General features: G+C 72.5%; 20 protein-coding genes. 16 read left to right on the top strand and 4 right to left on the bottom strand.

What is annotated here, in order from left to right; translation table 11 throughout:
* Positions 1–3: 3 nt before the first annotated feature.
* Positions 4–621 carry a sugar transferase gene (locus tag IE170_RS27860; protein WP_189812229.1) on the bottom strand — a complete coding sequence of 206 codons (618 nt, stop codon included), beginning with the start codon at positions 619–621 and terminating at the stop codon, positions 4–6.
* Positions 622–838: 217 nt separating this feature from the next.
* Between IE170_RS27860 and dnaK the strand changes: the two genes are divergently transcribed.
* From dnaK to IE170_RS27840, 4 genes are read left to right on the top strand one after another with little or no spacing between them, the layout of a single operon-like run.
* Complete coding sequence (gene dnaK / locus IE170_RS27855) at positions 839–2,680, top strand: molecular chaperone DnaK (protein WP_189812228.1); 1,842 nt, start codon at positions 839–841, stop codon at positions 2,678–2,680.
* The gene (gene grpE, locus IE170_RS27850; RefSeq protein WP_189812227.1) at positions 2,680–3,369 is read left to right on the top strand and encodes a nucleotide exchange factor GrpE; all 690 of its coding nucleotides are present in this window, start codon (positions 2,680–2,682) and stop codon (positions 3,367–3,369) included. The genes dnaK and grpE overlap by 1 nt, the downstream gene beginning before the upstream one ends.
* A 48-nt stretch (positions 3,370–3,417) precedes the next feature.
* Positions 3,418–4,590, top strand: a complete 1,173-nt coding sequence (gene dnaJ, locus IE170_RS27845) for a molecular chaperone DnaJ (RefSeq protein ID WP_189812226.1) — start codon at positions 3,418–3,420, stop codon at positions 4,588–4,590.
* A 1-nt stretch (position 4,591) separates the two neighbouring features.
* On the top strand, positions 4,592–5,062 hold the full coding sequence (locus IE170_RS27840) for a heat shock protein transcriptional repressor HspR (RefSeq protein WP_189812225.1): 471 nt from the start codon (positions 4,592–4,594) through the stop codon (positions 5,060–5,062).
* 154 nt (positions 5,063–5,216) lie between these two features.
* Here IE170_RS27840 and IE170_RS27835 read toward each other — a convergent pair whose 3' ends face one another.
* A complete protein-coding gene (locus tag IE170_RS27835) occupies positions 5,217–6,233 on the bottom strand; it encodes a helix-turn-helix transcriptional regulator (protein ID WP_125543357.1) in 1,017 nt (338 codons plus the stop codon).
* A 102-nt stretch (positions 6,234–6,335) separates the two neighbouring features.
* Between IE170_RS27835 and IE170_RS27830 the strand changes: the two genes are divergently transcribed.
* A complete protein-coding gene (locus tag IE170_RS27830; protein ID WP_223855519.1) occupies positions 6,336–6,590 on the top strand; it encodes a hypothetical protein in 255 nt (84 codons plus the stop codon).
* Positions 6,587–6,901 (top strand): Rieske (2Fe-2S) protein, encoded by a 315-nt coding sequence (locus IE170_RS27825; RefSeq protein WP_114053450.1) that lies wholly within the window; start codon positions 6,587–6,589, stop codon positions 6,899–6,901. The genes IE170_RS27830 and IE170_RS27825 overlap by 4 nt, the downstream gene beginning before the upstream one ends.
* A gap of 155 nt (positions 6,902–7,056) precedes the next feature.
* Here the strand turns inward: IE170_RS27825 and IE170_RS27820 are convergent, their stop codons facing one another.
* A complete protein-coding gene (locus IE170_RS27820; protein WP_189812223.1) occupies positions 7,057–7,470 on the bottom strand; it encodes a pyridoxamine 5'-phosphate oxidase family protein in 414 nt (137 codons plus the stop codon).
* Between the two features lie 129 nt (positions 7,471–7,599).
* Here IE170_RS27820 and clpB point away from each other — a divergent pair, with 129 nt between their 5' ends.
* The 3 genes from clpB (at position 7,600) to IE170_RS27805 (ending at position 11,548) form a co-directional block, all read left to right on the top strand.
* The gene (gene clpB / locus IE170_RS27815; protein WP_189812222.1) at positions 7,600–10,185 is read left to right on the top strand and encodes an ATP-dependent chaperone ClpB; all 2,586 of its coding nucleotides are present in this window, start codon (positions 7,600–7,602) and stop codon (positions 10,183–10,185) included.
* 131 nt (positions 10,186–10,316) lie between these two features.
* Positions 10,317–10,853 (top strand): YbjN domain-containing protein, encoded by a 537-nt coding sequence (locus IE170_RS27810; protein ID WP_189812221.1) that lies wholly within the window; start codon positions 10,317–10,319, stop codon positions 10,851–10,853.
* A gap of 209 nt (positions 10,854–11,062) precedes the next feature.
* Positions 11,063–11,548 carry a prevent-host-death family protein gene (locus IE170_RS27805; RefSeq protein ID WP_189812220.1) on the top strand — a complete coding sequence of 162 codons (486 nt, stop codon included), beginning with the start codon at positions 11,063–11,065 and terminating at the stop codon, positions 11,546–11,548.
* Positions 11,549–11,966: 418 nt separating this feature from the next.
* Here IE170_RS27805 and IE170_RS27800 read toward each other — a convergent pair whose 3' ends face one another.
* Positions 11,967–13,163, bottom strand: a complete 1,197-nt coding sequence (locus IE170_RS27800) for a pyridoxal phosphate-dependent aminotransferase (RefSeq protein WP_189812219.1) — start codon at positions 13,161–13,163, stop codon at positions 11,967–11,969.
* 129 nt (positions 13,164–13,292) lie between these two features.
* Between IE170_RS27800 and IE170_RS27795 the strand changes: the two genes are divergently transcribed.
* The 7 genes from IE170_RS27795 to fbaA all read left to right on the top strand — a co-directional run bounded on the left by IE170_RS27795 (position 13,293) and on the right by fbaA (position 20,026).
* Positions 13,293–13,619, top strand: a complete 327-nt coding sequence (locus IE170_RS27795; RefSeq protein WP_189812218.1) for a hypothetical protein — start codon at positions 13,293–13,295, stop codon at positions 13,617–13,619.
* A gap of 330 nt (positions 13,620–13,949) precedes the next feature.
* Entirely contained in the window at positions 13,950–14,492 is a 543-nt protein-coding gene (locus tag IE170_RS27790; protein WP_189812217.1) for a DUF2617 family protein, read from the top strand.
* A 194-nt stretch (positions 14,493–14,686) separates the two neighbouring features.
* On the top strand, positions 14,687–16,330 hold the full coding sequence (locus tag IE170_RS27785; protein WP_189812216.1) for a polyamine aminopropyltransferase: 1,644 nt from the start codon (positions 14,687–14,689) through the stop codon (positions 16,328–16,330).
* Positions 16,331–16,397: 67 nt separating this feature from the next.
* Positions 16,398–17,312: an SRPBCC family protein gene (locus IE170_RS27780; protein ID WP_189812215.1), complete on the top strand. Its 915-nt coding sequence runs from the start codon at positions 16,398–16,400 to the stop codon at positions 17,310–17,312.
* 34 nt (positions 17,313–17,346) lie between these two features.
* The gene (locus tag IE170_RS27775) at positions 17,347–18,147 is read left to right on the top strand and encodes an aldose epimerase family protein (RefSeq protein WP_189812214.1); all 801 of its coding nucleotides are present in this window, start codon (positions 17,347–17,349) and stop codon (positions 18,145–18,147) included.
* Positions 18,148–18,178: 31 nt separating this feature from the next.
* Positions 18,179–18,718: an orotate phosphoribosyltransferase gene (gene pyrE / locus IE170_RS27770; protein WP_114053461.1), complete on the top strand. Its 540-nt coding sequence runs from the start codon at positions 18,179–18,181 to the stop codon at positions 18,716–18,718.
* A 285-nt stretch (positions 18,719–19,003) separates the two neighbouring features.
* Entirely contained in the window at positions 19,004–20,026 is a 1,023-nt protein-coding gene (gene fbaA / locus IE170_RS27765) for a class II fructose-bisphosphate aldolase (RefSeq protein WP_189812213.1), read from the top strand.
* The last annotated feature ends 17 nt before the right edge of the window (positions 20,027–20,043 follow it).

Here is a 20,043-nt window from a genome sequence, read left to right as displayed (position 1 = left end):
CGCTCAGGCATGCCTGTGTTCACGGGCCGCGCGGGGGGTCCGGGCGAGGATCGCGAGATCCATCCCCAGCCAGTGGCTCTCCACATAGTGCCGGTCCAGGAGGGCCATCTCCTCCCAGGGGAGGTCCGACCGCGCGCTGACCTGCCACAATCCGGTCATTCCTGGGCGTACGAGCAGCCTGTCGGGCCGGTCCGTACGGGCCTGCGGCCGCGGCCCTACGAGTGACATCTCGCCCCGGAGCACGTTCAGCAGCTGCGGCAGGGCATCCAGCCCGCACCGCCGGACCGCCGCTCCGGCGCGCCCGGCCCCCGCGGTGCGCAGCCGCCAGGTGCGGAACGGCCGGCCGCCCAGCCCCGCCGCCGGCTCCCGCAGCAGGATCCCGCGGCCCGCGCGCGGCCGGGCCAGGAAGAGCACGGCGGCCGCGGCGAGCAGTGCCGGCAGGGCCGCGGCCAGCAGGAGGAGGCTGCCGGCGAGGTCGAAGGCGCGCTTGGCCGGATACGCGGGCAGCCGCGGCAGCCGCAGCGCGAACTGCGGCGGCCGCGGCGCTGCGGGCTGCGGGCGGGGGCCTGTGCGCCGGGCGGGGCGCCGGAGCCGGGGGAGGGGGAGCGGTGGCAGCGGCATGCAGGCACCGTGCCGCGCCCCCGCCTCCGCTGCCGGGCGCCGCGCAGCGCGCGGGCGTCCGCGTCCCCCACTCGGCCCCGCCCCGCTTGACGTCCGGTCGCGGCTGAGCATAAGGCCGCGACAAAAGTTGAGCCGCCTCGACTCACCTCTGTTGACGGCGGGGAGCCGTTGGGGCACCCTTGAGTCTGTTCCACTCAAGTCAGCTGGAGGAATCGAAATGGCACGTGCGGTCGGCATCGACCTGGGCACCACTAACTCCGTCGTCAGCGTTCTCGAAGGCGGCGAGCCCACCGTCATCACCAACGCCGAGGGCGCCAGGACCACGCCGTCCGTCGTCGCCTTCGCCAAGAACGGCGAGGTCCTCGTCGGCGAGGTCGCCAAGCGCCAGGCGGTCACGAACGTGGACCGCACCATCCGCTCGGTGAAGCGCCACATGGGCACCGACTGGAAGATCAACCTGGACGGCAAGGACTTCAACCCGCAGCAGATGAGCGCCTTCATCCTGCAGAAGCTGAAGCGGGACGCCGAGGCCTACCTGGGCGAGAAGGTCACCGACGCGGTCATCACCGTCCCGGCGTACTTCAACGACTCCGAGCGCCAGGCCACCAAGGAGGCCGGCGAGATCGCGGGCCTGAACGTCCTGCGCATCGTCAACGAGCCGACCGCCGCCGCCCTCGCCTACGGCCTGGACAAGGACGACCAGACCATCCTCGTCTTCGACCTCGGCGGCGGCACCTTCGACGTGTCGCTGCTGGAGATCGGCGACGGCGTCGTCGAGGTCAAGGCCACCAACGGCGACAACCACCTCGGCGGCGACGACTGGGACCAGCGCGTCGTCGACTACCTGGTCAAGCAGTTCGCCAACGGCCACGGCGTCGACCTCTCCAAGGACAAGATGGCGCTCCAGCGCCTGCGCGAGGCCGCCGAGAAGGCGAAGATCGAGCTGTCCTCCTCCACGGAGACCACGATCAACCTGCCCTACATCACGGCGTCCGCCGAGGGCCCGCTGCACCTGGACGAGAAGCTCACCCGCGCCCAGTTCCAGCAGCTGACCGCCGACCTGCTGGAGCGCTGCAAGACCCCGTTCCACAACGTCATCAAGGACGCCGGCATCGCCCTGGGCGAGATCGACCACGTCGTCCTCGTCGGCGGCTCGACCCGCATGCCCGCCGTCGCCGAGCTCGTCAAGGAGCTGACCGGCGGCAAGGAGGCCAACAAGGGCGTGAACCCGGACGAGGTCGTCGCCATCGGCGCAACCCTCCAGGCCGGCGTCCTCAAGGGCGAGGTCAAGGACGTCCTGCTCCTCGACGTCACCCCGCTGTCCCTCGGCATCGAGACCAAGGGCGGCATCATGACCAAGCTCATCGAGCGCAACACCACGATCCCGACCAAGCGGTCGGAGATCTTCACGACGGCCGAGGACAACCAGCCGTCCGTGCAGATCCAGGTCTACCAGGGCGAGCGCGAGATCGCGGCGTACAACAAGAAGCTCGGCATGTTCGAGCTGACGGGCCTGCCGCCGGCCCCGCGCGGCGTCCCGCAGATCGAGGTCTCCTTCGACATCGACGCCAACGGCATCATGCACGTGACCGCGAAGGACCTCGGCACGGGCAAGGAGCAGAAGATGACCGTCACCGGCGGCTCCTCGCTCGGCAAGGACGAGGTCGACCGGATGCGCCAGGAGGCCGAGCAGTACGCGGAGGAGGACCAGCGCCGCCGCGAGGCCGCCGAGACCCGCAACCAGGCCGAGCAGCTCGTCTACCAGACGGAGAAGTTCGTCAAGGACAACGAGGACAAGGTCCCGGGCGAGGTCAAGACCGAGGTCGAGGCCGCCGTCGCCGAGCTGAAGGAGAAGCTCAAGGGCGAGGACACCGCCGAGATCCGCACCGCCACCGAGAAGGTCGCCGCGGTCAGCCAGAAGCTCGGCCAGGCCATCTACGCCGACGCGCAGGCCGCCCAGGCCGCCGGCGGCGCCGGTGACGCCGGCCAGGCCAAGGCCGAGGACGACGTCGTCGACGCCGAGATCGTCGACGAGGACAAGCCGAAGGGCGCGCACTGATGCCGGAGGAGACCGCGGGTTTCGAGGAGAAGCCCGAAGTCCCCGACGGCGCCACCCCTGAGGACGCCGCCGAGCCGAAGACCGCCGACTCCTCCCCGGAGGAGCCGGCGGCCCCGGCCGGGGACTCCGGAGCACGGTCCGCCACGTCCGCCCCGCAGGATGCGGACGCGGCCCTCCTGGCGCAGCTGGACCAGGCGCGCACGGCCCTCGCCGAGCGCACCGGGGACCTCCAGCGGCTCCAGGCCGAGTACCAGAACTACCGCCGCCGCGTGGAGCGGGACCGGGTCGCCGTCAAGGAGATCGCGGTCGCGAACCTGCTGACGGAGCTGCTGCCCACCCTGGACGACATCGGCCGGGCGCGGGACCACGGCGAGCTGGTCGGCGGCTTCAAGTCGGTGGCCGAATCGCTGGAGACCGCAGTCGCCAAGCTGGGCCTGCAGCAGTTCGGCAAGGAGGGCGAGCCCTTCGACCCGACGATCCACGAAGCCCTGATGCACTCGTACGCGCCGGACGTCACCGAGACGACCTGCGTGGCGATCCTGCAGCCGGGGTACCGGATCGGCGAGCGAACGATCCGCCCCGCGCGGGTCGCCGTCGCCGAGCCGCAGCCGGGAGCGGCGCCCAAGTCCGAGTCCGGGGAGGGCGACGCGCCGTCGGACAAGGACGCGGATGCTCCCGAAAAGGGCTGACGTCCGCAGGCGCGGTCAGATGAAGGCACGGGAGGAGGGACACCGGGGATGAGCACGAAGGACTTCGTCGAGAAGGACTACTACAAGGTCCTCGGTGTCCCGAAGGACGCCACCGAGGCCGAGATCAAGAAGGCGTACCGGAAGCTCGCCCGCGAGTACCACCCGGACGCCAACAAGGGTGACGCCGCGGCCGAGGAGCGCTTCAAGGAGATCTCCGAGGCGAACGACGTCCTCGGCGACGCCAAGAAGCGCAAGGAGTACGACGAGGCCCGCGCCCTTTTCGGGAACGGCGGCTTCCGCCCGGGCCCGGGCGCGGGCGGCTCGTTCAACTTCGACCTGGGGGACCTCTTCGGGGGCTCCCAGGCCGGCGCGGGCGGCTTCGGCAGCGGCGGTCTCGGCGACGTGTTCGGCGGGCTGTTCAACCGCGGCGGCGCCGGTCCGGGCGCCCGCACCCAGCCGCGCCGGGGCCAGGACGTCGAGTCGGAGGTCACCCTCTCCTTCACGGAGGCGGTGGACGGGGCCACGGTCCCGCTGCGGATGTCCTCCCAGGCGCCCTGCAAGGCCTGTTCGGGCACCGGCGACAAGAACGGCACCCCCCGGGTGTGCCCAACCTGCGTCGGTACCGGGCAGGTGTCGCGGGGCAGCGGCGGCGGCTTCTCGCTGACCGACCCGTGCGCGGACTGCAAGGGCCGCGGCCTGATCGCGGAGAGCCCCTGCGAGGTCTGCCACGGCAGCGGCCGCGCCAAGTCCTCCCGGACGATGCAGGTCCGGATCCCGGCGGGCGTGTCCGACGGCCAGCGGATCCGGCTGCGCGGCAAGGGCGCGCCGGGCGAGCGCGGCGGCCCCGCCGGCGACCTGTACGTGGTCGTCCACGTGGGCAGCCACCCGGTGTTCTCCCGCAAGGGCGACAACCTGACCGTGACCGTCCCGGTCACTTTCGCCGAGGCGGCCCTGGGCGCCGACATCAGGGTCCCGACCCTGAACGGCCCCGCGGTGACGCTGAAGCTTCCGCCGGGCACCCCGTCCGGCCGCACGATGCGCGCCCGCGGCAAGGGCGCCGTCCGCAAGGACGGAACCCGCGGCGACCTGCTCGTCACGGTGGAGGTCGCGGTTCCGGCCACGCTGTCGGACAAGGCCCGCGAGGCCCTGGAGATGTACCGCGACGCGACGGTGTCCGAGGACCCGCGCGCCGCGCTGTTCGAGTCCGCGAAGGGAGCATGACATGGACGGCCGCCGACGACAGCCGCGGTTCGGTGGCGGGGCGTACGAGCTGACCGACGAGACCCCGGTCTACGTGATCTCGGTGGCCGCACAGCTCTCCGGCCTGCACCCGCAGACGCTGCGCCAGTACGACCGTCTCGGGCTGGTCTCCCCCGACCGGACCGCGGGCCGCGGCCGTCGGTATTCGGCCAGGGACATCGAGCTGCTCCGCACGGTGCAGACGCTGTCCCAGGACGAGGGCGTCAACCTCGCGGGCATCAAGCGCATCATCGAACTCCAGAACCAGGTGGCCGCCCTGCAGGCGCGCGTGGCCGAGCTGTCGGCCGCGGTCGACGGAGCGGCAGCGGTGATGCAGCAGCGCGAGGCCCAGGTGCACGCCTCGTACCGGCGGGATCTGGTCAAGTACCAGCCGCCCGTCGCGGGCAACGCCCTGGTCGTCTGGCGGCCCGCGCCGAAGCGGTCCGCGGACTGACCGCAGCCCCGCCGCAGCGGCCCCGCCAGGGGCCGCTGCGGGGCCCGTACGACGCGCGCAAGGCCCCGCCCGGTTCCTCCGGGCGGGGCCTTGCGCGTCCGGCCCGCAGGGGCCGGCCCGGGGCTCTGCGCGGGCCTGCCGGGCCCGCCGCCCCTCACTCGGGGTCGTCCTCCTCCAGGATCCCCGACCGGGCGATGAGGAAGCCGAGTTGGGCGCGGCTGCCGCTGCCGAGGATGCCGGCGAGCTTGGCGATGTGCGCGCGGCAGGTCCGTACGTTCATGCCCAGCCGGCGGGCGATCGCCTCGTCCACGTGCCCCTCGACCAGGAGCTGGGCGATGGTGCGCTGGACGCCCGATATGCCGTCGCGGGTGTGCCGGTAGGTGACCTCCTCCTGGAGCGGCACGGCGCGGTGCCACAGCTGCTCGAAGACCTTGATGAGGTAGTCGACGAGGCCGGGGTGGCGCAGCTCCAGGGCGACTTGGCGGTCGTCGCTGGCGGGGATGAAGGCGACGGTGCGGTCGAAGATGATGAGCCGCTCGAAGAGCTCCTCCAGCGTGCGGACCTCGACCTTCCCGGCCTTCAGGATGTCGATGTACGCGAGGGTGCCGCGGCTGTGGCGGACGGTGTGCTGGTAGAGGGTACGGATTCGGACACCGCGGTCGGTGAGCGGCTGGTCCCGCTCCAGGGCTTCCGTAAGCTCCAGACTGGGGCGTGCGCCTCCGGGCTGGACGGTGAGCATCTCGGTGTGGCACTCGGCGGTGGCCAGGTTGAGGGCGGCGTTGATGGCGTCGAAGCCCTCCAGCACGGTGATGGCGTGGGTGCTGGCGGGTGCCTGCGCGCTGATGGCGAGGAACGGCTCGAATGCCTCGGACAGTTCGAGGGAGTCGCGCCGGCGGTCTCGGATCTCGCGCTCGATCGGGTGCAGCCGCTGGGCCAGTGCGACGGCCGGGGGAACCGGGCGGAGCGAATTGACGTCATCGGGATCCGGCTGCAACAACGCCAGATCGAGCAGGCAAGGAGCCGTTTTCACGTCCGCACGTGCAATGCGACCGGTCCGCAGCGCGCTCGTGTAGAGGCGCGCGCCCTCACTGCACAGGTCGGTGACCGCGTGGGGATGTGTCGCTTTTGTTGTGTTTAGTGCCAAATCTCCACCCCCCAGGGTCCTGAACATGCAAGAACATGATGCATCGTCCCTGTGGCAGCGACGTGCCTGAATGAGCCATCGTCTGACAGGCGGGGGAGAGGATTTCATCAAGTGAGGACGAAGCCGACCATGAACAAGAGAATGCTTCGCTCGGCGCTTGCCACCGTCATCTTCTCGGCTGTGGCCGGTCTGGGACTCGCCGGAGCCACGCTGGGGGGCGCCGGAGGGGGTGCCGCGGACATCCGGGCGGCGCTGCTGGAGGACAGCGGATGGCGTGAGCCGTCGATGGACAGCGGATGGCGTGCCGCCCCGCTGGACAGCGGATGGCGCTCCGCCCCCGCCGACACCGCGTCCGCCGGACCGGTCGCGGAGAGCGCGGCATGACCCCCGACGACCGCGGCTTCCGCCGCGAGATGGCTTCCGCATACCGCTCCGGCTGGCAGTTCATCGACCTCGCGACGGCCATCCCCCAGGTCGGCGACTCGCTGATGGTCACCCTCTTCGGCCAGCCGATCGTGATCACGCGCGAGGAGGACGAGGACGTCCGGGCGTACCGCTGCCTGCGCCGCCCCCGCGGCGCGCCGCAGCCGGTCCGCTGCGAGGTGCGCTACGGCATGGTCTTCGTGAACCTCGATCAGCGCGACCACCAGCTCTTCGAACCCGACATCACCACCGCCACCCCCCGCAGTGCCTGAGGCGATTCCCCCGTCGTTGCAGATCGCCCCAGGTGCTTCCCCCACACAACGGCGCCATCGTGGACCTGACCACGATGGCGCCGTTGTGATGTCCGCGTCCAGTAGCCGAACCGGACAAGCAGAACCGGACAGGACCCGGCCCGGGCCCGGGCCGCTCAGGCGCGGCCCATCGCCCGGTCCAGCGCGATCTCGATGACGACCCGGTCCGGATTCGGCGAGGGCGTGCGCCCGTACCGCTCCGCGTAGCGCGCCACCGCGTCGGCGACCGCTTCCGCCTCCGTACGGACGACCGCGCGGCCCTCCAGCGTCGCCCAGCGGCGCCCCTCCATCTGGCACACCGCGACACGGGCCCCGCCGGCCGGGGACTCCTGTGCGGCCAGCACGTTGCGGACCTTCTTGCTGTGCCGGTTGCTGATCACGCGGGCGAGCCCGGCCCCGGGGTCGTAGGTCACGCCGACCGGCACCACGTGCGGGGTGCCGTCGGGGCGGGGCGTGGTCAGCGTGCACACGTGCCGCTCCCGCCAGAAGGCCAGGTACTCGGGCGTCGGGTGGTGGACGTCATGGGACATGCCCCCGAGACTACGATCCCGGCCTTGAGTGGAATAGACTCAACTTTGCGCACGTTGTCCCTGTCAGACCCTGCGCACGAGTCGTGAACGCAGCCGCACCCGTACCCGTACGGAGAGGAGAAGCCGCCCGTGGACGCCGAGCTGACCAACAAGAGCCGGGACGCGCTCAACAACGCCACCAGCCGCGCCGTCAAGGACGGCCACGCGGACCTGACCCCGGCCCACCTGCTCCTCGCCCTCCTCTCCGGCGAGGACAACGAGAACGTCACCGACCTCCTCGCCGCCGCCGGCGCCGACCAGGCCGCCGTCCGCGCCGGCGCCGAGCGGCTGCTCGCCGCCCTGCCGAGCGCCACCGGCTCCACCGTCGCGCCCCCGCAGGCCACCCGCGAGCTCCTCGCCGTCCTCGCCGGGGCCGACCGGGAGGCGGGCAGGCTCGGCGACGACTACCTCTCCACCGAACACCTCATGATCGCCATCGCCGCCGAGGGCGGCGCGGCGGGCGAGGTGCTCACCGCCCAGGGCGCCACCGCGGCCAAGCTGCTGGACGCCTTCCAGACCGCACGAGGAGGACGGCGGGTGACCACCCCCGACCCCGAGGGCCAGTACAAGGCCCTGGAGAAGTTCGGCACGGACTTCACCGCCGCCGCCCGCGAGGGCCGGCTCGACCCCGTCATCGGCCGCGACCAGGAGATCCGCCGCGTCGTCCAGGTCCTCTCCCGCCGCACCAAGAACAACCCCGTCCTGATCGGCGAGCCCGGCGTCGGCAAGACCGCCGTCGTCGAGGGCCTGGCCCAGCGCATCGTCAAGGGCGACGTCCCCGAGTCCCTGCGCAACAAGCGCCTCGTCGCGCTCGACCTCGGCGCGATGGTCGCCGGCGCCAAGTACCGGGGCGAGTTCGAGGAGCGCCTGAAGACCGTCCTCGCCGAGATCAAGTCCAGCGACGGCCAGATCATCACCTTCATCGACGAGCTGCACACCGTCGTCGGCGCCGGAGCCGGCGGCGACTCCGCCATGGACGCCGGCAACATGCTCAAGCCGATGCTGGCCCGCGGCGAGCTGCGCATGGTCGGCGCGACCACCCTCGACGAGTACCGCGAGCGGATCGAGAAGGACCCGGCGCTGGAGCGCCGCTTCCAGCAGGTCCTCGTCGCCGAGCCGACCGTCGAGGACACCATCGCGATCCTCCGCGGCCTCAAGGGCCGCTACGAGGCCCACCACAAGGTGCAGATCAACGACAGCGCCCTGGTGGCCGCGGCGACCCTCTCCGACCGGTACATCACCTCCCGCTTCCTGCCCGACAAGGCCATCGACCTCGTCGACGAGGCCGCCTCCCGGCTCCGCATGGAGATCGACTCCTCCCCGGTGGAGATCGACGAGCTCCAGCGCGCCGTCGACCGCCTCCGCATGGAGGAGCTGGCGCTGAAGAACGAGTCCGACCCGGCCTCCCTGGAGCGCCTGGACAAGCTCCGCAAGGACCTCGCCGACAAGGAGGAGGAGCTGCGCGGCCTGACCGCACGATGGGAGAAGGAGAAGCAGTCCCTCAACCGGGTCGGCGAGCTCAAGGAGCGCCTGGACGACCTGCGCGGGCAGGCCGAGCGAGCCCAGCGCGACGGCGACTTCGACACCGCCTCCAAGCTGCTCTACGGGGAGATCCCGGCCCTGGAGCGCGAGCTCGACGAGGCCTCCGAGGCCGAGGCGGAGGCCGCGAAGGACACCATGGTCAAGGAGGAGGTCGGCCCCGACGACATCGCCGACGTCGTCGGCGCCTGGACCGGCATCCCCGCCGGCCGCCTCCTGGAGGGCGAGACCCAGAAGCTGCTGCGCATGGAGGCCGAGCTCGGCCGCCGCCTGATCGGCCAGGGCGAGGCCGTCCGCGCCGTGTCCGACGCCGTACGCCGCACCCGGGCCGGGATCGCCGACCCGGACCGGCCGACCGGCTCGTTCCTCTTCCTCGGCCCCACCGGCGTCGGCAAGACCGAGCTGGCCAAGGCGCTCGCCGACTTCCTCTTCGACGACGAGCGCGCCATGGTCCGCATCGACATGTCCGAGTACGGCGAGAAGCACAGCGTCGCCCGGCTCGTCGGCGCCCCGCCCGGCTACGTCGGCTACGAGGAGGGCGGCCAGCTCACCGAGGCGGTGCGCCGCCGCCCGTACAGCGTCGTCCTGCTGGACGAGGTGGAGAAGGCCCACCCCGAGGTCTTCGACATCCTGCTGCAGGTCCTCGACGACGGGCGGCTCACCGACGGCCAGGGCCGCACCGTCGACTTCCGCAACACCATCCTGATCCTGACCTCGAACCTCGGCAGCCACTTCCTGATGGACCCGACGGCCACGCCCGAGGAGAAGCGCGAGCGGGTCCTGGAGACGGTGCGGGCCTCCTTCAAGCCGGAGTTCCTCAACCGCCTCGACGACCTGGTCGTCTTCTCCGCCCTCACCGGGGAGGAGCTGGCCCGGATCGCCGAGCTGCAGGTGGCGCGGCTGGCCAAGCGGCTCGCCGACCGCCGCCTCGCCCTGGACGTCACGCCCGCGGCGCTGGCCTGGCTGGCCGACAAGGGCAACGACCCCGCGTACGGCGCGCGGCCGCTGCGCCGCCTGATCCAGACGGCCGTCGGCGACCGCCTCGCCAAGGAGATCCTCGCCGGGGAGGTCCGCGACGGCGACACCGTCCGGGTCGACGTCGCCGGCGACGGCCTCCTCGTCGGCCGGGCCGAGTAGGCGCGCGGGGGGCTGCGGCGGCTCCGGGCGGACCAATCGTGTCCGCTCGGAGCGGATCGCACGTGCGGGGCTGGACACGGGGTAGGCGCCATGGGGGAGGATGACACCATCCGCACGAAGGGAAGAACACGGTGAGCATCGACCCGGCCTCGATTCCGAATTTCGGAGGGCAGCAGCCCGAACCGCAGGCCACAGGACCGGCGGGCCCCGTGGTCCCCGACCAGGATCTGGTCAAGCAGCTGCTGGAGCAGATGGAGCTCAAGTACGTCGTCGACGACGAGGGCGACCTCGCGGCGCCGTGGGAGGAATTCCGCACCTACTTCATGTTCCGGGGTGAGGCCGAGCAGCAGGTCTTCTCCGTCCGCACCTTCTACGACCGCCCGCACGCGATCGAGGAGAAGCCGAGGCTCCTGGAGACGATCGACGACTGGAACCGCCGCACCCTGTGGCCGAAGGTCTACAGCCACACGCACGACGACGGCTCCGTCCGCCTGATCGGCGAGGCGCAGATGCTGATCGGCACCGGCGTCAGCCTCGAGCACTTCGTGTCCTCCACGGTCAGCTGGGTCCGCGCCTCCATCGAGTTCGACAAGTGGCTCGTGGAGCAGCTGGGCCTGGAGAAGGACCTGGAGGCCGACGAGAACGGCAAGGACGACGAGGAGTCCTGACCCCTCCCGCCCGCGAAACGAGAGCCCGGCCGGGCCCGCGGTCCCACCGACCACGGCGCCCGACCGGGCTCTGCCGTCACGGAGCGAGCCGTCCGAGGCGGCTGACGGCCTCCCGGAGGACCTCCGTGTGTTTGCAGAAGGGCAAGGGCGTGAACGCAGAGAGTTACCAAGGACTGGTACTCAGAACGTGATCTGAGTACAGTCGGAGTATGAGCCTTGCGCACCTGGGAACCGAGCCCGAGTCGGTCTCGTTCACCGACCTGTCGAGAAACCCGAAGGCCGTGGCTGCTCGGGCTGCCGCCCTCGGCGCTCTGCGCGTCACGCATCGGGACGCACCCGACATGGTGCTGACGACCGCCCTGCACGCGGAGCGCACCGAGGAGAACCTCACGACAGCGTCCAGGCTCTTCCTGGCGCTGATGAAGCATGACGACGGAGCCCGGTCGCTCTTGCTGGCACTCCCGGAGGTCTTCCCCTGGGTGCGGCATCTCGACGAGGAAGAGATGCGCGCGTTCACCGTGGAGCTTCTGGAAGCGCTTTCCGATGCGGCGGAGCTGGGTGCCCGGGAGGCCGTGCACCGCGCGCTCGTCTCCTGGAGGGCGACGGCTCGTATCAACGCTGATCCTGAGCAGCTCAAGGAGGCTCTGCGTTCGCTCGACGGGGACGACCTGGGGCCGGTCGAGGTGGGCGGGTGAGCCCGAAGAAGGGCGATCGTGTCAGCGTCCCACCCCTGAGCGGATGGAACGTGATCTTCGGCACCGCGGAGGCGGTGACGGGCTGGGAGGAACTGTGCCGCGCGGCGCTGCCCAGTGCGCACCGATGCTGGAGGCGTTGCGCACCGAGCCGCTGTCCCGCGAGAACTGGAACCGTCAGCACCAGCTACGCGGGAGGCTCGCCACCAGGGAGTGGAAGGGATCCGCACTGGAGCAGTGGGAGTTCGAAGTCACGAGCGGCGGCCGCGTGCGCTATCTGGTCAGCCCCGAGACATCGACCGTAATTCTGGTCTACGCGTCCACGAGGCACCCGAAGGACACCGAGTAACCCATGCTTGCCGTGCGGGCAAGGGCACGGCTGAAGCCGGGCCCTTGCCCGCACGTCCTTTCCGGCCTGCTCTCAGCGAGCCAGCCGGCCGAGGCGGTTCACCGCCTCTTCCAAAACCTCCGTGCGCTTGCAGAAGGCCCAGCGGACGTGGGTGGCGCCGGCCGTACGGTCGTCGTAGAAGACCTGGTTCGGGATCGCGACGACACCGCACCGCTCCGGCAGGGAGCGGCAGAACGCCAGGCCGTCCTTCTCGCCCAGCGGGGTGATGTCGGTGGTGATGAAGTACGTGCCCTGCGGGCGGAACACCTCGAAGCCCGCCGCGGCCAGGCCGTCGGCGAGGAGGTCCCGCTTGGCCGCCAGGTCGGCGCGGAAGTCCGCGTAGTAGGAGTCCGGCAGGTCGAGGGCCTCCGCGACCGCGTACTGGAACGGCCCCGACGAGACGAACGTCAGGAACTGCTTCGCGGAGCGGACCGCCGCGACGAGCTCCGGCGCGGCCGTGACCCAGCCGACCTTCCAGCCGGTGAACGAGAACGTCTTGCCCGCCGAGGAGATCGTGACCGTCCGGTCGCGCATGCCCGGGAGGGACGCCAGCGGCGTGTGGACGCCCTCGAAGACCAGGTGCTCGTACACCTCGTCCGTCACGACCAGCAGGTCCCGCTCGACCGCCAGCTCCGCGATCGCGGCGAGCTCCGCGGGGCCCAGCACCGTGCCCGTCGGGTTGTGCGGGCTGTTCAGCAGCAGCAGGCGGGTCCGCGGCGTGACCGCGGCGCGCAGCTCGTCGACGTCGAGGGCGAACGCGCCGCCGTGCGGGCGGAGCGTGACCGGGACGCGGGCGGCGCCGGCCATGGCGATGCAGGCGGCGTATGAGTCGTAGTACGGCTCCAGGGCGACGACCTCGTCGCCCGGTTCGAGTAGCGCCAGCAGTGACGCGGCGATCGCCTCGGTCGCACCCGCGGTGACCAGCACCTCGGCGTCCGGGTCCCAGGACAGCCCGTAGAAGCGCTCCTGGTGGCGGGCGACGGCGGCCCGCAGCTCGGGGACGCCGGGGCCGGGCGGGTACTGGTTGCCGAGCCCGGTCAGAACGGCGCGGGAGGCGGCCTCGGCGATCTGCGCGGGCCCGTCGGTGTCGGGGAATCCCTGGCCGAGGTTGATGGAGCCGGTGCGCGCGGCCAGCGCGGACATCTCCGCGAAGATCGTCGTGCCGAAGGGCGCCAGACGGCGGTTGAGGAGGGGGCGGCGGCCGGCCGCGGGTTCGGTCATGGGCGCCATCCTGGGGCGAACCTCTGGAGTTGCTCAAGTGCGCTTTGGCCGGGACGGCGCCGGGGCATCTTTGCCCCACGCGGGACGCGGGGATCCCGCTCCTCGGGGGACCGAGGCCTAGGCAAAGGGGGTCGGACGATGGTCCTGGCTCTTCTCATCGTGGTGGCCGCGCTCGTCGCCGGCCTCGTGATCACCGTGGTCGTGGCCCTCAAGGGCGCCGCCGCGGCCACCACGTCCCTGTCCAAGTCCGCCGGCACGCGGCACGGCTCTTCCTCTTCCTCTTCTTCCTGGGCGTCGGCGTCGTCCACGCCGTCGTCCTCGTCCTCGTCCGACTCCGGCTGGTGGGTCGGCGACTCGCCCTCGTCGTCCTCCTGCGGGTCTTCCTCCTCCTGCGGATCCTCCTCGTCCTGCGGGTCCTCCTCGTCCTCGTCCTGCGGGGGCGGGGGCTGCGGCGGCGGCAGCTGACACGGGGCAGCTGCACCGCGCGCACGGAGCGCCCGGCGGCGCATGGAAGCCGCCGGGCGCCCCCGTGCCCACCACCCGGAAGGGTCAAGTGCCGGGGTTCGGAAATGCTGCCGGTGAACACGTGAACTGGCGGGCCCCCGCGGGGATGTAAACCCAACCAAGTTGGGTAAAAACGCTGTGAGTGCCGTGCCTTTCATGATTCCCTCGGTTGAGTAGACCAGTCCCCGGGCCTCGCGGGACCTCCTGTGGCCCGAGCCGGTTTCCCCCCACCCGTTGACCACCGCTGGCGGGGTCCGGCCCCTCTCCCTCGCGCGTTTGCGGAGCCGACTCATGCTCACGACCCTCCAGACCACTTACACCGACACGCGTGCTGCCGACCTGGCCTGGGCCCTGGGCCGCGACCGGCTGCCCGCCCTGGCCGTGCTGAACCTCGAACTGAACGGCGCCAAGCTGGAGTTGCGCCTTCTGGGGGCCTCGCACCAGGTGCTCCTGGAGGAGGGCGAGGTCGTCTGCTCGGAGACGGTCGCCTGCATGCCCGGCAGCAGCACGCCCCTCCCGCTCGGCGTGGCGAAGCGGATGAGCGGCTGGGAGTACGAGTTCGCCGCCCGCGTCGAGACCCTGTCGCAGGGCTCCTTCGCGGGCCGGGCGCAGGAGCTGCTCGCCCTGGTCGCGGACCACCCGAACGGATTGGCCGGAACCTTTCCCGGCAGCCCGCACGCCTTCACCGCGATGCTCGCGCAGCGCCACGAGGGGCAGGTGCGCTGGCGTACCTGGCACGCCTACCCGCAGGAAGGCCAGTTGGTGGCCACCCGTACGAGGGTCGGGGTGCGCGCGGGTGCACCGGCCGGCGCGTTGCAGCCCGTCGCGCCCTAGCGGCCTCCGGTGCGCCCCCGCCCGGGCGCCGCAGCCGCCCTTGGCTGCGCAAATCACCGCCGGGGCCGGGGGTGCGGGGTCTCGCGGCCCGCGCGGACCGGCACTGCGCGTTGCGCCAACCGGCTGGAACAAGCGGGCACTTGCACCCATGTGGGTGACTTGATGCCCGTGGGCGGTGACGTACGGTTCGCTGCATGATCGACCGTTCCGTCCCCCGCCGGGTGCGCCCGGCTCCGGAGCCGCCGGGCGCGGCGGCGCCGGCGGCCGCCCTCCCCGTACGGCCCCGGACCGGCCGACTCCTCGTCCTGGCCACCGTCTTCGTCTGCGCCGCCTGCGGCCTCGTCTACGAGCTGGAACTGCTGGCCCTCGGCTCCTACCTCATCGGGGACTCCGTCACCCAGACGTCCGTCGTGCTGTCCGTCATGGTCTTCGCGATGGGCGTCGGCTCCCTGCTGGCCAAGCGGCTGCGGACCCGGCCCGCCGTCGGGTTCGCCCTCATCGAGGCGGGCCTCGCCCTGCTCGGCGGACTGTCGGCGATGGCGCTGTACGCGACCTTCGCCTGGCTGGGCGAGTCCCGGCCGGCGCTCGTCGCGTTCTCCCTCCTGATCGGAGTGCTGATCGGCGCGGAGATCCCGCTGCTGATGGCCCTCATCCAGCGGATCCGCAGGCAGGACGCCGGCGGCGCGGTCGCCGACCTGTTCGCCGCCGACTACGTGGGCGCCCTCGTCGGCGGCCTCGCCTTCCCCTTCCTGGTGCTGCCGGTGCTCGGCCAGCTCACGGGCGCCCTCCTGACCGGAACCGTCAACGCCGTCGCCGGCGCCGGACTGGTCCTGTGGCTGTTCCGCGGCGACCTCAGCCCCCGCTGGCGCCGGCTGCTCCTCGCCGCGAACGCCGCCGTCCTCGCCGTCCTCGGCGCCGCGACCGTCCTCGCCGACGACTTCGAGGAGGTCGCCCGCCGGGCCGTCTACGGCGGGGAGGTCCGCGTCGCCCGGCAGACCGGCATGCAGGAGCTCGTCCTCACCGGCCCCGCCGCCGGCTCGCCGCACTCCCTCGACCTGTTCCTCGACGGGCGCCTGCGGGTCAGCGGCTACGACGAGTACCGCTACCACGAGGCGCTCGTCCACCCCGCCATGACCGGCCCGCACGAGCGGGTCCTCGTCCTCGGCGGCGGCGACGGCCTCGCCGCCCGCGAGGTGCTGCGCCACCCCGGCGTGGCCTCCGTGACCGTCGTCGACCTCGACCCCGGCGTGGTCCGCCTCGCCCGCACCGACCCGATGCTGTCCGCGCTCAACGGGCGCGTCTACGAGGACCCGCGCACCACCGTCGTCACACAGGACGCGTTCCGCTGGCTGCGCGGCCCGGCGGCCGCCCTCCGCTTCGACGTCATCGTCTCCGACCTGCCCGACCCGGGCGTCACCCCCAGCACCAAGCTGTACTCGCAGGAGTTCTACGGGCTCGCAGCCCGCGCCCTGGCCCCCGGCGGCCGCCTCGCCGTGCACGCCGGCTCCCCCGCCGCCCGCCCCCGCACGTTCTGGACGGTCGACGCCACCCTCCGCGCGGCCGGCCTCGCCACCGCCCCCTACAGCGCCGGCGGCCGCCTCGCAGGCTTCGCGGCAGGGCCCGACCGCAGCCCCCGGGCCGGCGACGCGCCGCCGCAGGAGTGGGGCTTCGTCCTCGCGGGCCGCGGGCCGGACGCCCCCGAGCTGCGCGTCGACCCGGGCGCGCCCGCGCCGCGCTCGCTCACCACCCGGTCGCTGCGCGACGCCGCCCGCGATGCGGAGCGGACCCGGGTGGCGGGCCTGCCGCCGTCGACGCTCCCGCACCCGCGCTACTCCTGACCGCTCCCGCGGATCGCGGAGCGCCGCGGGGGGCCCGCGGGCGGCCCGCGTCGGTAGGCTCGACCGCATGGAGCATCAGGTCTTCCTCCCGGTTCCGGCCGACCGCCTCCGCGCCGTGCTGCGCGACCCCGCCCGGGTGGCCCGCTGCGTGCCCGGCCTCCAGCAGGACGCCGACGCGGCGGCCGCCGGGGCGGCCCCGGGCCGGGTCGCAGGCAGGCTGAGACTGCGGGTCGGCGGGAACACCGTCACCTACCGCGGCACCCTCGCCGTTGCCGCCCGGGGCGGCGACCGCGTCACCGTCGAGGGGGAGGGCGTCGAGATCCGGGGCAGCGGCACCGTCAAGCTGACCGTCGACCTGCGGCTGTCCCCGGCCGGCGAAGGGAGCTCCCTGGAGTTCACCGCCGCGGGCGAGGCCGGCGGGCGGGCCGCCGGCTTCGCGCCGGACGCCGTCGAAGCCGCCGTCCGCAAGCTGCTGGACAAGGCCGCCGCCCAGCTCGCCGTCCTGGCCGGAGCACCGCACGCACCGGACGCCCCGGCCGGGGGCACCGGCACCGCCGACGCGGAGGACACCGCCGAAGCGGAGGACACCGCCGACGACGGGGCCGCCGGGGACGGTGGCGATGCCGGATCCACCCCGTCGGTGTACGACACCGAGGTGCCCCCCTCCTCCCTCGACCCCTTCCTCGACGGCGACTTCGAAGACCTCGGCGGCATCTCCGACTTCGGCGAACTCGACCGCCTGCACGGCGCCGACGCGTACGACGCCGCCCAGCCCCCGGCCGAGGCCGCCCACGCCCGCCGCACGATGATCGGCCGCAGCGCCGAGGAGGTCGACCACGCGCCGCCGCGCGGCCGCTACGCTCCCGTTCCCGCACCGGCGTCCGCCGGCGCGGGGGCCGGACTGCGCTGGATCGCCCCGGCTGCCGCGTTCGCCCTCGCCTCGGCGGTCGTCATCGGCCGCGCCCTGCGCAGGCGCCGCTGAGGTCCCGCCGGCGGGACCGCCTAGGCTCGGCCGCATGAGTACGCAACTGTCGGCCGGCGGCGTGGAAGTGACCGTCGACCAGGAGAACGGCTGCCGGATCAGCAGCCTGCGCATCGACGGGACGGAGCTGCTGCGCCAGGGCGCGCACTACGGCTGCTTCCCGATGGTGCCGTGGTGCGGACGCACCGCGTACGGCGAGTTCCGCGACGGCGCCGCCGTGCACAAGCTGCCGGTCAACCAGCCGCCGCACGCCATCCACGGCTTCGGCCGCGACGCCGCCTGGCGCCCGGCGCCCGCCGCGGTCACCGCGACCGAGGCCGCGTTCACGTACGACCTCGCCGAGCCGTGGCCCTACCCGGGCCGCGTCACCCAGACCGTCAGCCTCGACCCGGGCGGCAGCAGCCTGACGCTCGCCATGGGCGTGGAGACGTACGGCGACTCCTTCCCCGCCCAGGCCGGCTGGCACCCCTGGTTCCTGCGCAACCTCGGCGCCGGCGGCGAGGACGTCCGCCTGGACTTCGACCCCGTCTGGCAGGAGGAGCGCGGCCCCGACCACCTCCCCACCGGCCGCCGCACCGACCCGCAGCCCGGCCCGTGGGACGACTGCTTCGGCATGCCGTACGGCGTCGAGGCGGTCCTGACCTGGCCCGGCGAGCTGGAGCTGAAGGTGACCAGCCGCGCCGAGTGGGTCGTCGTCTACGACGAGCAGCCGGAGGCCGTCTGCGTGGAGCCGCAGTCCGGGCCGCCGAACGGGCTGAACACGCTGCCGCGCCTGGTGACGCCCGTGGACCCGCTGGAGGTCTCCATGACCTGGGCGTGGCGCCGTCTGTCGTAGCGCCCGCGCGCACGCAACTAAGCTCGGGGCCATGAGTGACGTACGCGATGCGCTTCTGCAGCAGATCAAGGACAAGGCCGTCGTGCACGGCAAGGTGACCCTCTCCTCCGGCAAGGAGGCCGACTACTACATCGACCTCCGCCGGATCACCCTCGACGGCGAGGCGGCCCCCATGGTCGGCCAGGTCATGCTCGACCTGACCGCCGAGCTCGACTACGACTGCGTCGGCGGCCTGACCCTGGGCGCGGACCCGGTCGCGACGTCGATGCTGCACGCCTCCGCCGCCCGCGGCGGCCGCCTCGACGCGTTCGTCGTCCGCAAGGCGCAGAAGGCGCACGGCATGCAGCGCCGCATCGAGGGCACCGACGTCAAGGGCAAGCGCTGCCTCGTCGTCGAGGACACTTCCACCACCGGCGGCTCCCCGCTGACCGCCGTCGAGGCCGTCCGCGAGGCCGGCGGCGAGGTCGTCGCCGTCGCCACCATCGTGGACCGCGGCGCCGCCGACGCGATCGCCGCCGCGGGCCTGCCGTACCTGACCGGCTACCGCCTCGGGGACCTCGGCCTGGCCTGAGCGGCACGGCCCCCCGGGGGCTCCCGCGACGGGGACCGGCCGCGGCGCGTCCGCGGCCGGTCTTGCATTCCGGACCGCCCACCGGCTTCCCCGGAGCCCGCCCGCGCCCCGCAGGACCCCCTCTGAGCTGCGGTTTTCCCGGCCGGTGGCCTGATTGCCGGAAATCACCGCGGCCGGCGCGGGTCGAGTGACACGCGGAGCGTGGAAAGATAGGCGCGACGGTTACGTCGCCCCCAGGTCAGGGTCAGCAATCGCACACTCCCCGCACAACAGAGGAGCGGACAGATGCCCATCGCAACCCCCGAGGTCTACAACGAGATGCTCGACCGGGCGAAGGCAGGCAAGTTCGCCTACCCGGCCATCAACGTGACCTCGAGCCAGACCCTGCACGCTGCCCTGCGCGGCTTCGCGGAGGCCGAGAGCGACGGCATCATCCAGATCTCCACCGGCGGTGCGGAGTTCCTGGGTGGCCAGCACAGCAAGGACATGGTCACGGGCGCGGTCGCCCTGGCCGAGTTCGCGCACATCGTCGCGGCGAAGTACGACGTCAACATCGCGCTGCACACCGACCACTGCCCGAAGGACAAGCTGGACGGGTACGTCCGCCCGCTGATCGCCGTCTCCGAGGAGCGCGTCAAGGCCGGCCGCAACCCGCTCTTCCAGTCCCACATGTGGGACGGCTCCGCCGAGACCCTGGCCGACAACCTGGCCATCGCGCAGGAGCTGCTGCCCCGCGCCGCCGCTGCCAAGATCATTCTTGAGGTCGAGATCACCCCGACCGGCGGCGAGGAGGACGGCGTCACCCACGAGATCAACGACGAGCTGTACACCACCGTCGAGGACGCGATCCGCACCGCCGAGGCCCTCGGCCTGGGCGAGAAGGGCCGCTACCTGCTGGCCGCCTCCTTCGGCAACGTGCACGGCGTGTACAAGCCGGGCAACGTCGTCCTGCGCCCGGAGCTGCTGAAGGACCTCCAGCAGGGCGTCGGCGAGAAGTACGGCAAGACCAGCCCGTTCGACTTCGTCTTCCACGGCGGCTCCGGCTCCACGGAGGAGGAGATCGCCACCGCGCTGGAGAACGGCGTCGTGAAGATGAACCTCGACACCGACACCCAGTACGCCTTCACCCGCCCGGTCGCCGACCACATGTTCAAGAACTACGACGGCGTCCTGAAGGTCGACGGCGAGGTCGGCAAGAAGTCCACCTACGACCCGCGGACCTGGGGCAAGCTGGCCGAGGCGAGCATGGCCAAGCGCGTCCTGCAGGCCTGCGCCGACCTGCGCTCCACGGGCACCCGGCTGAAGTAGCCGCCGGCCGGGCCGGC

The sequence above is a fragment of the Streptomyces toxytricini genome (genome assembly GCF_014649915.1).
Classification (GTDB): domain Bacteria; phylum Actinomycetota; class Actinomycetes; order Streptomycetales; family Streptomycetaceae; genus Streptomyces; species Streptomyces toxytricini.
This window is presented reverse-complemented; position numbering and strand designations above follow the sequence as displayed.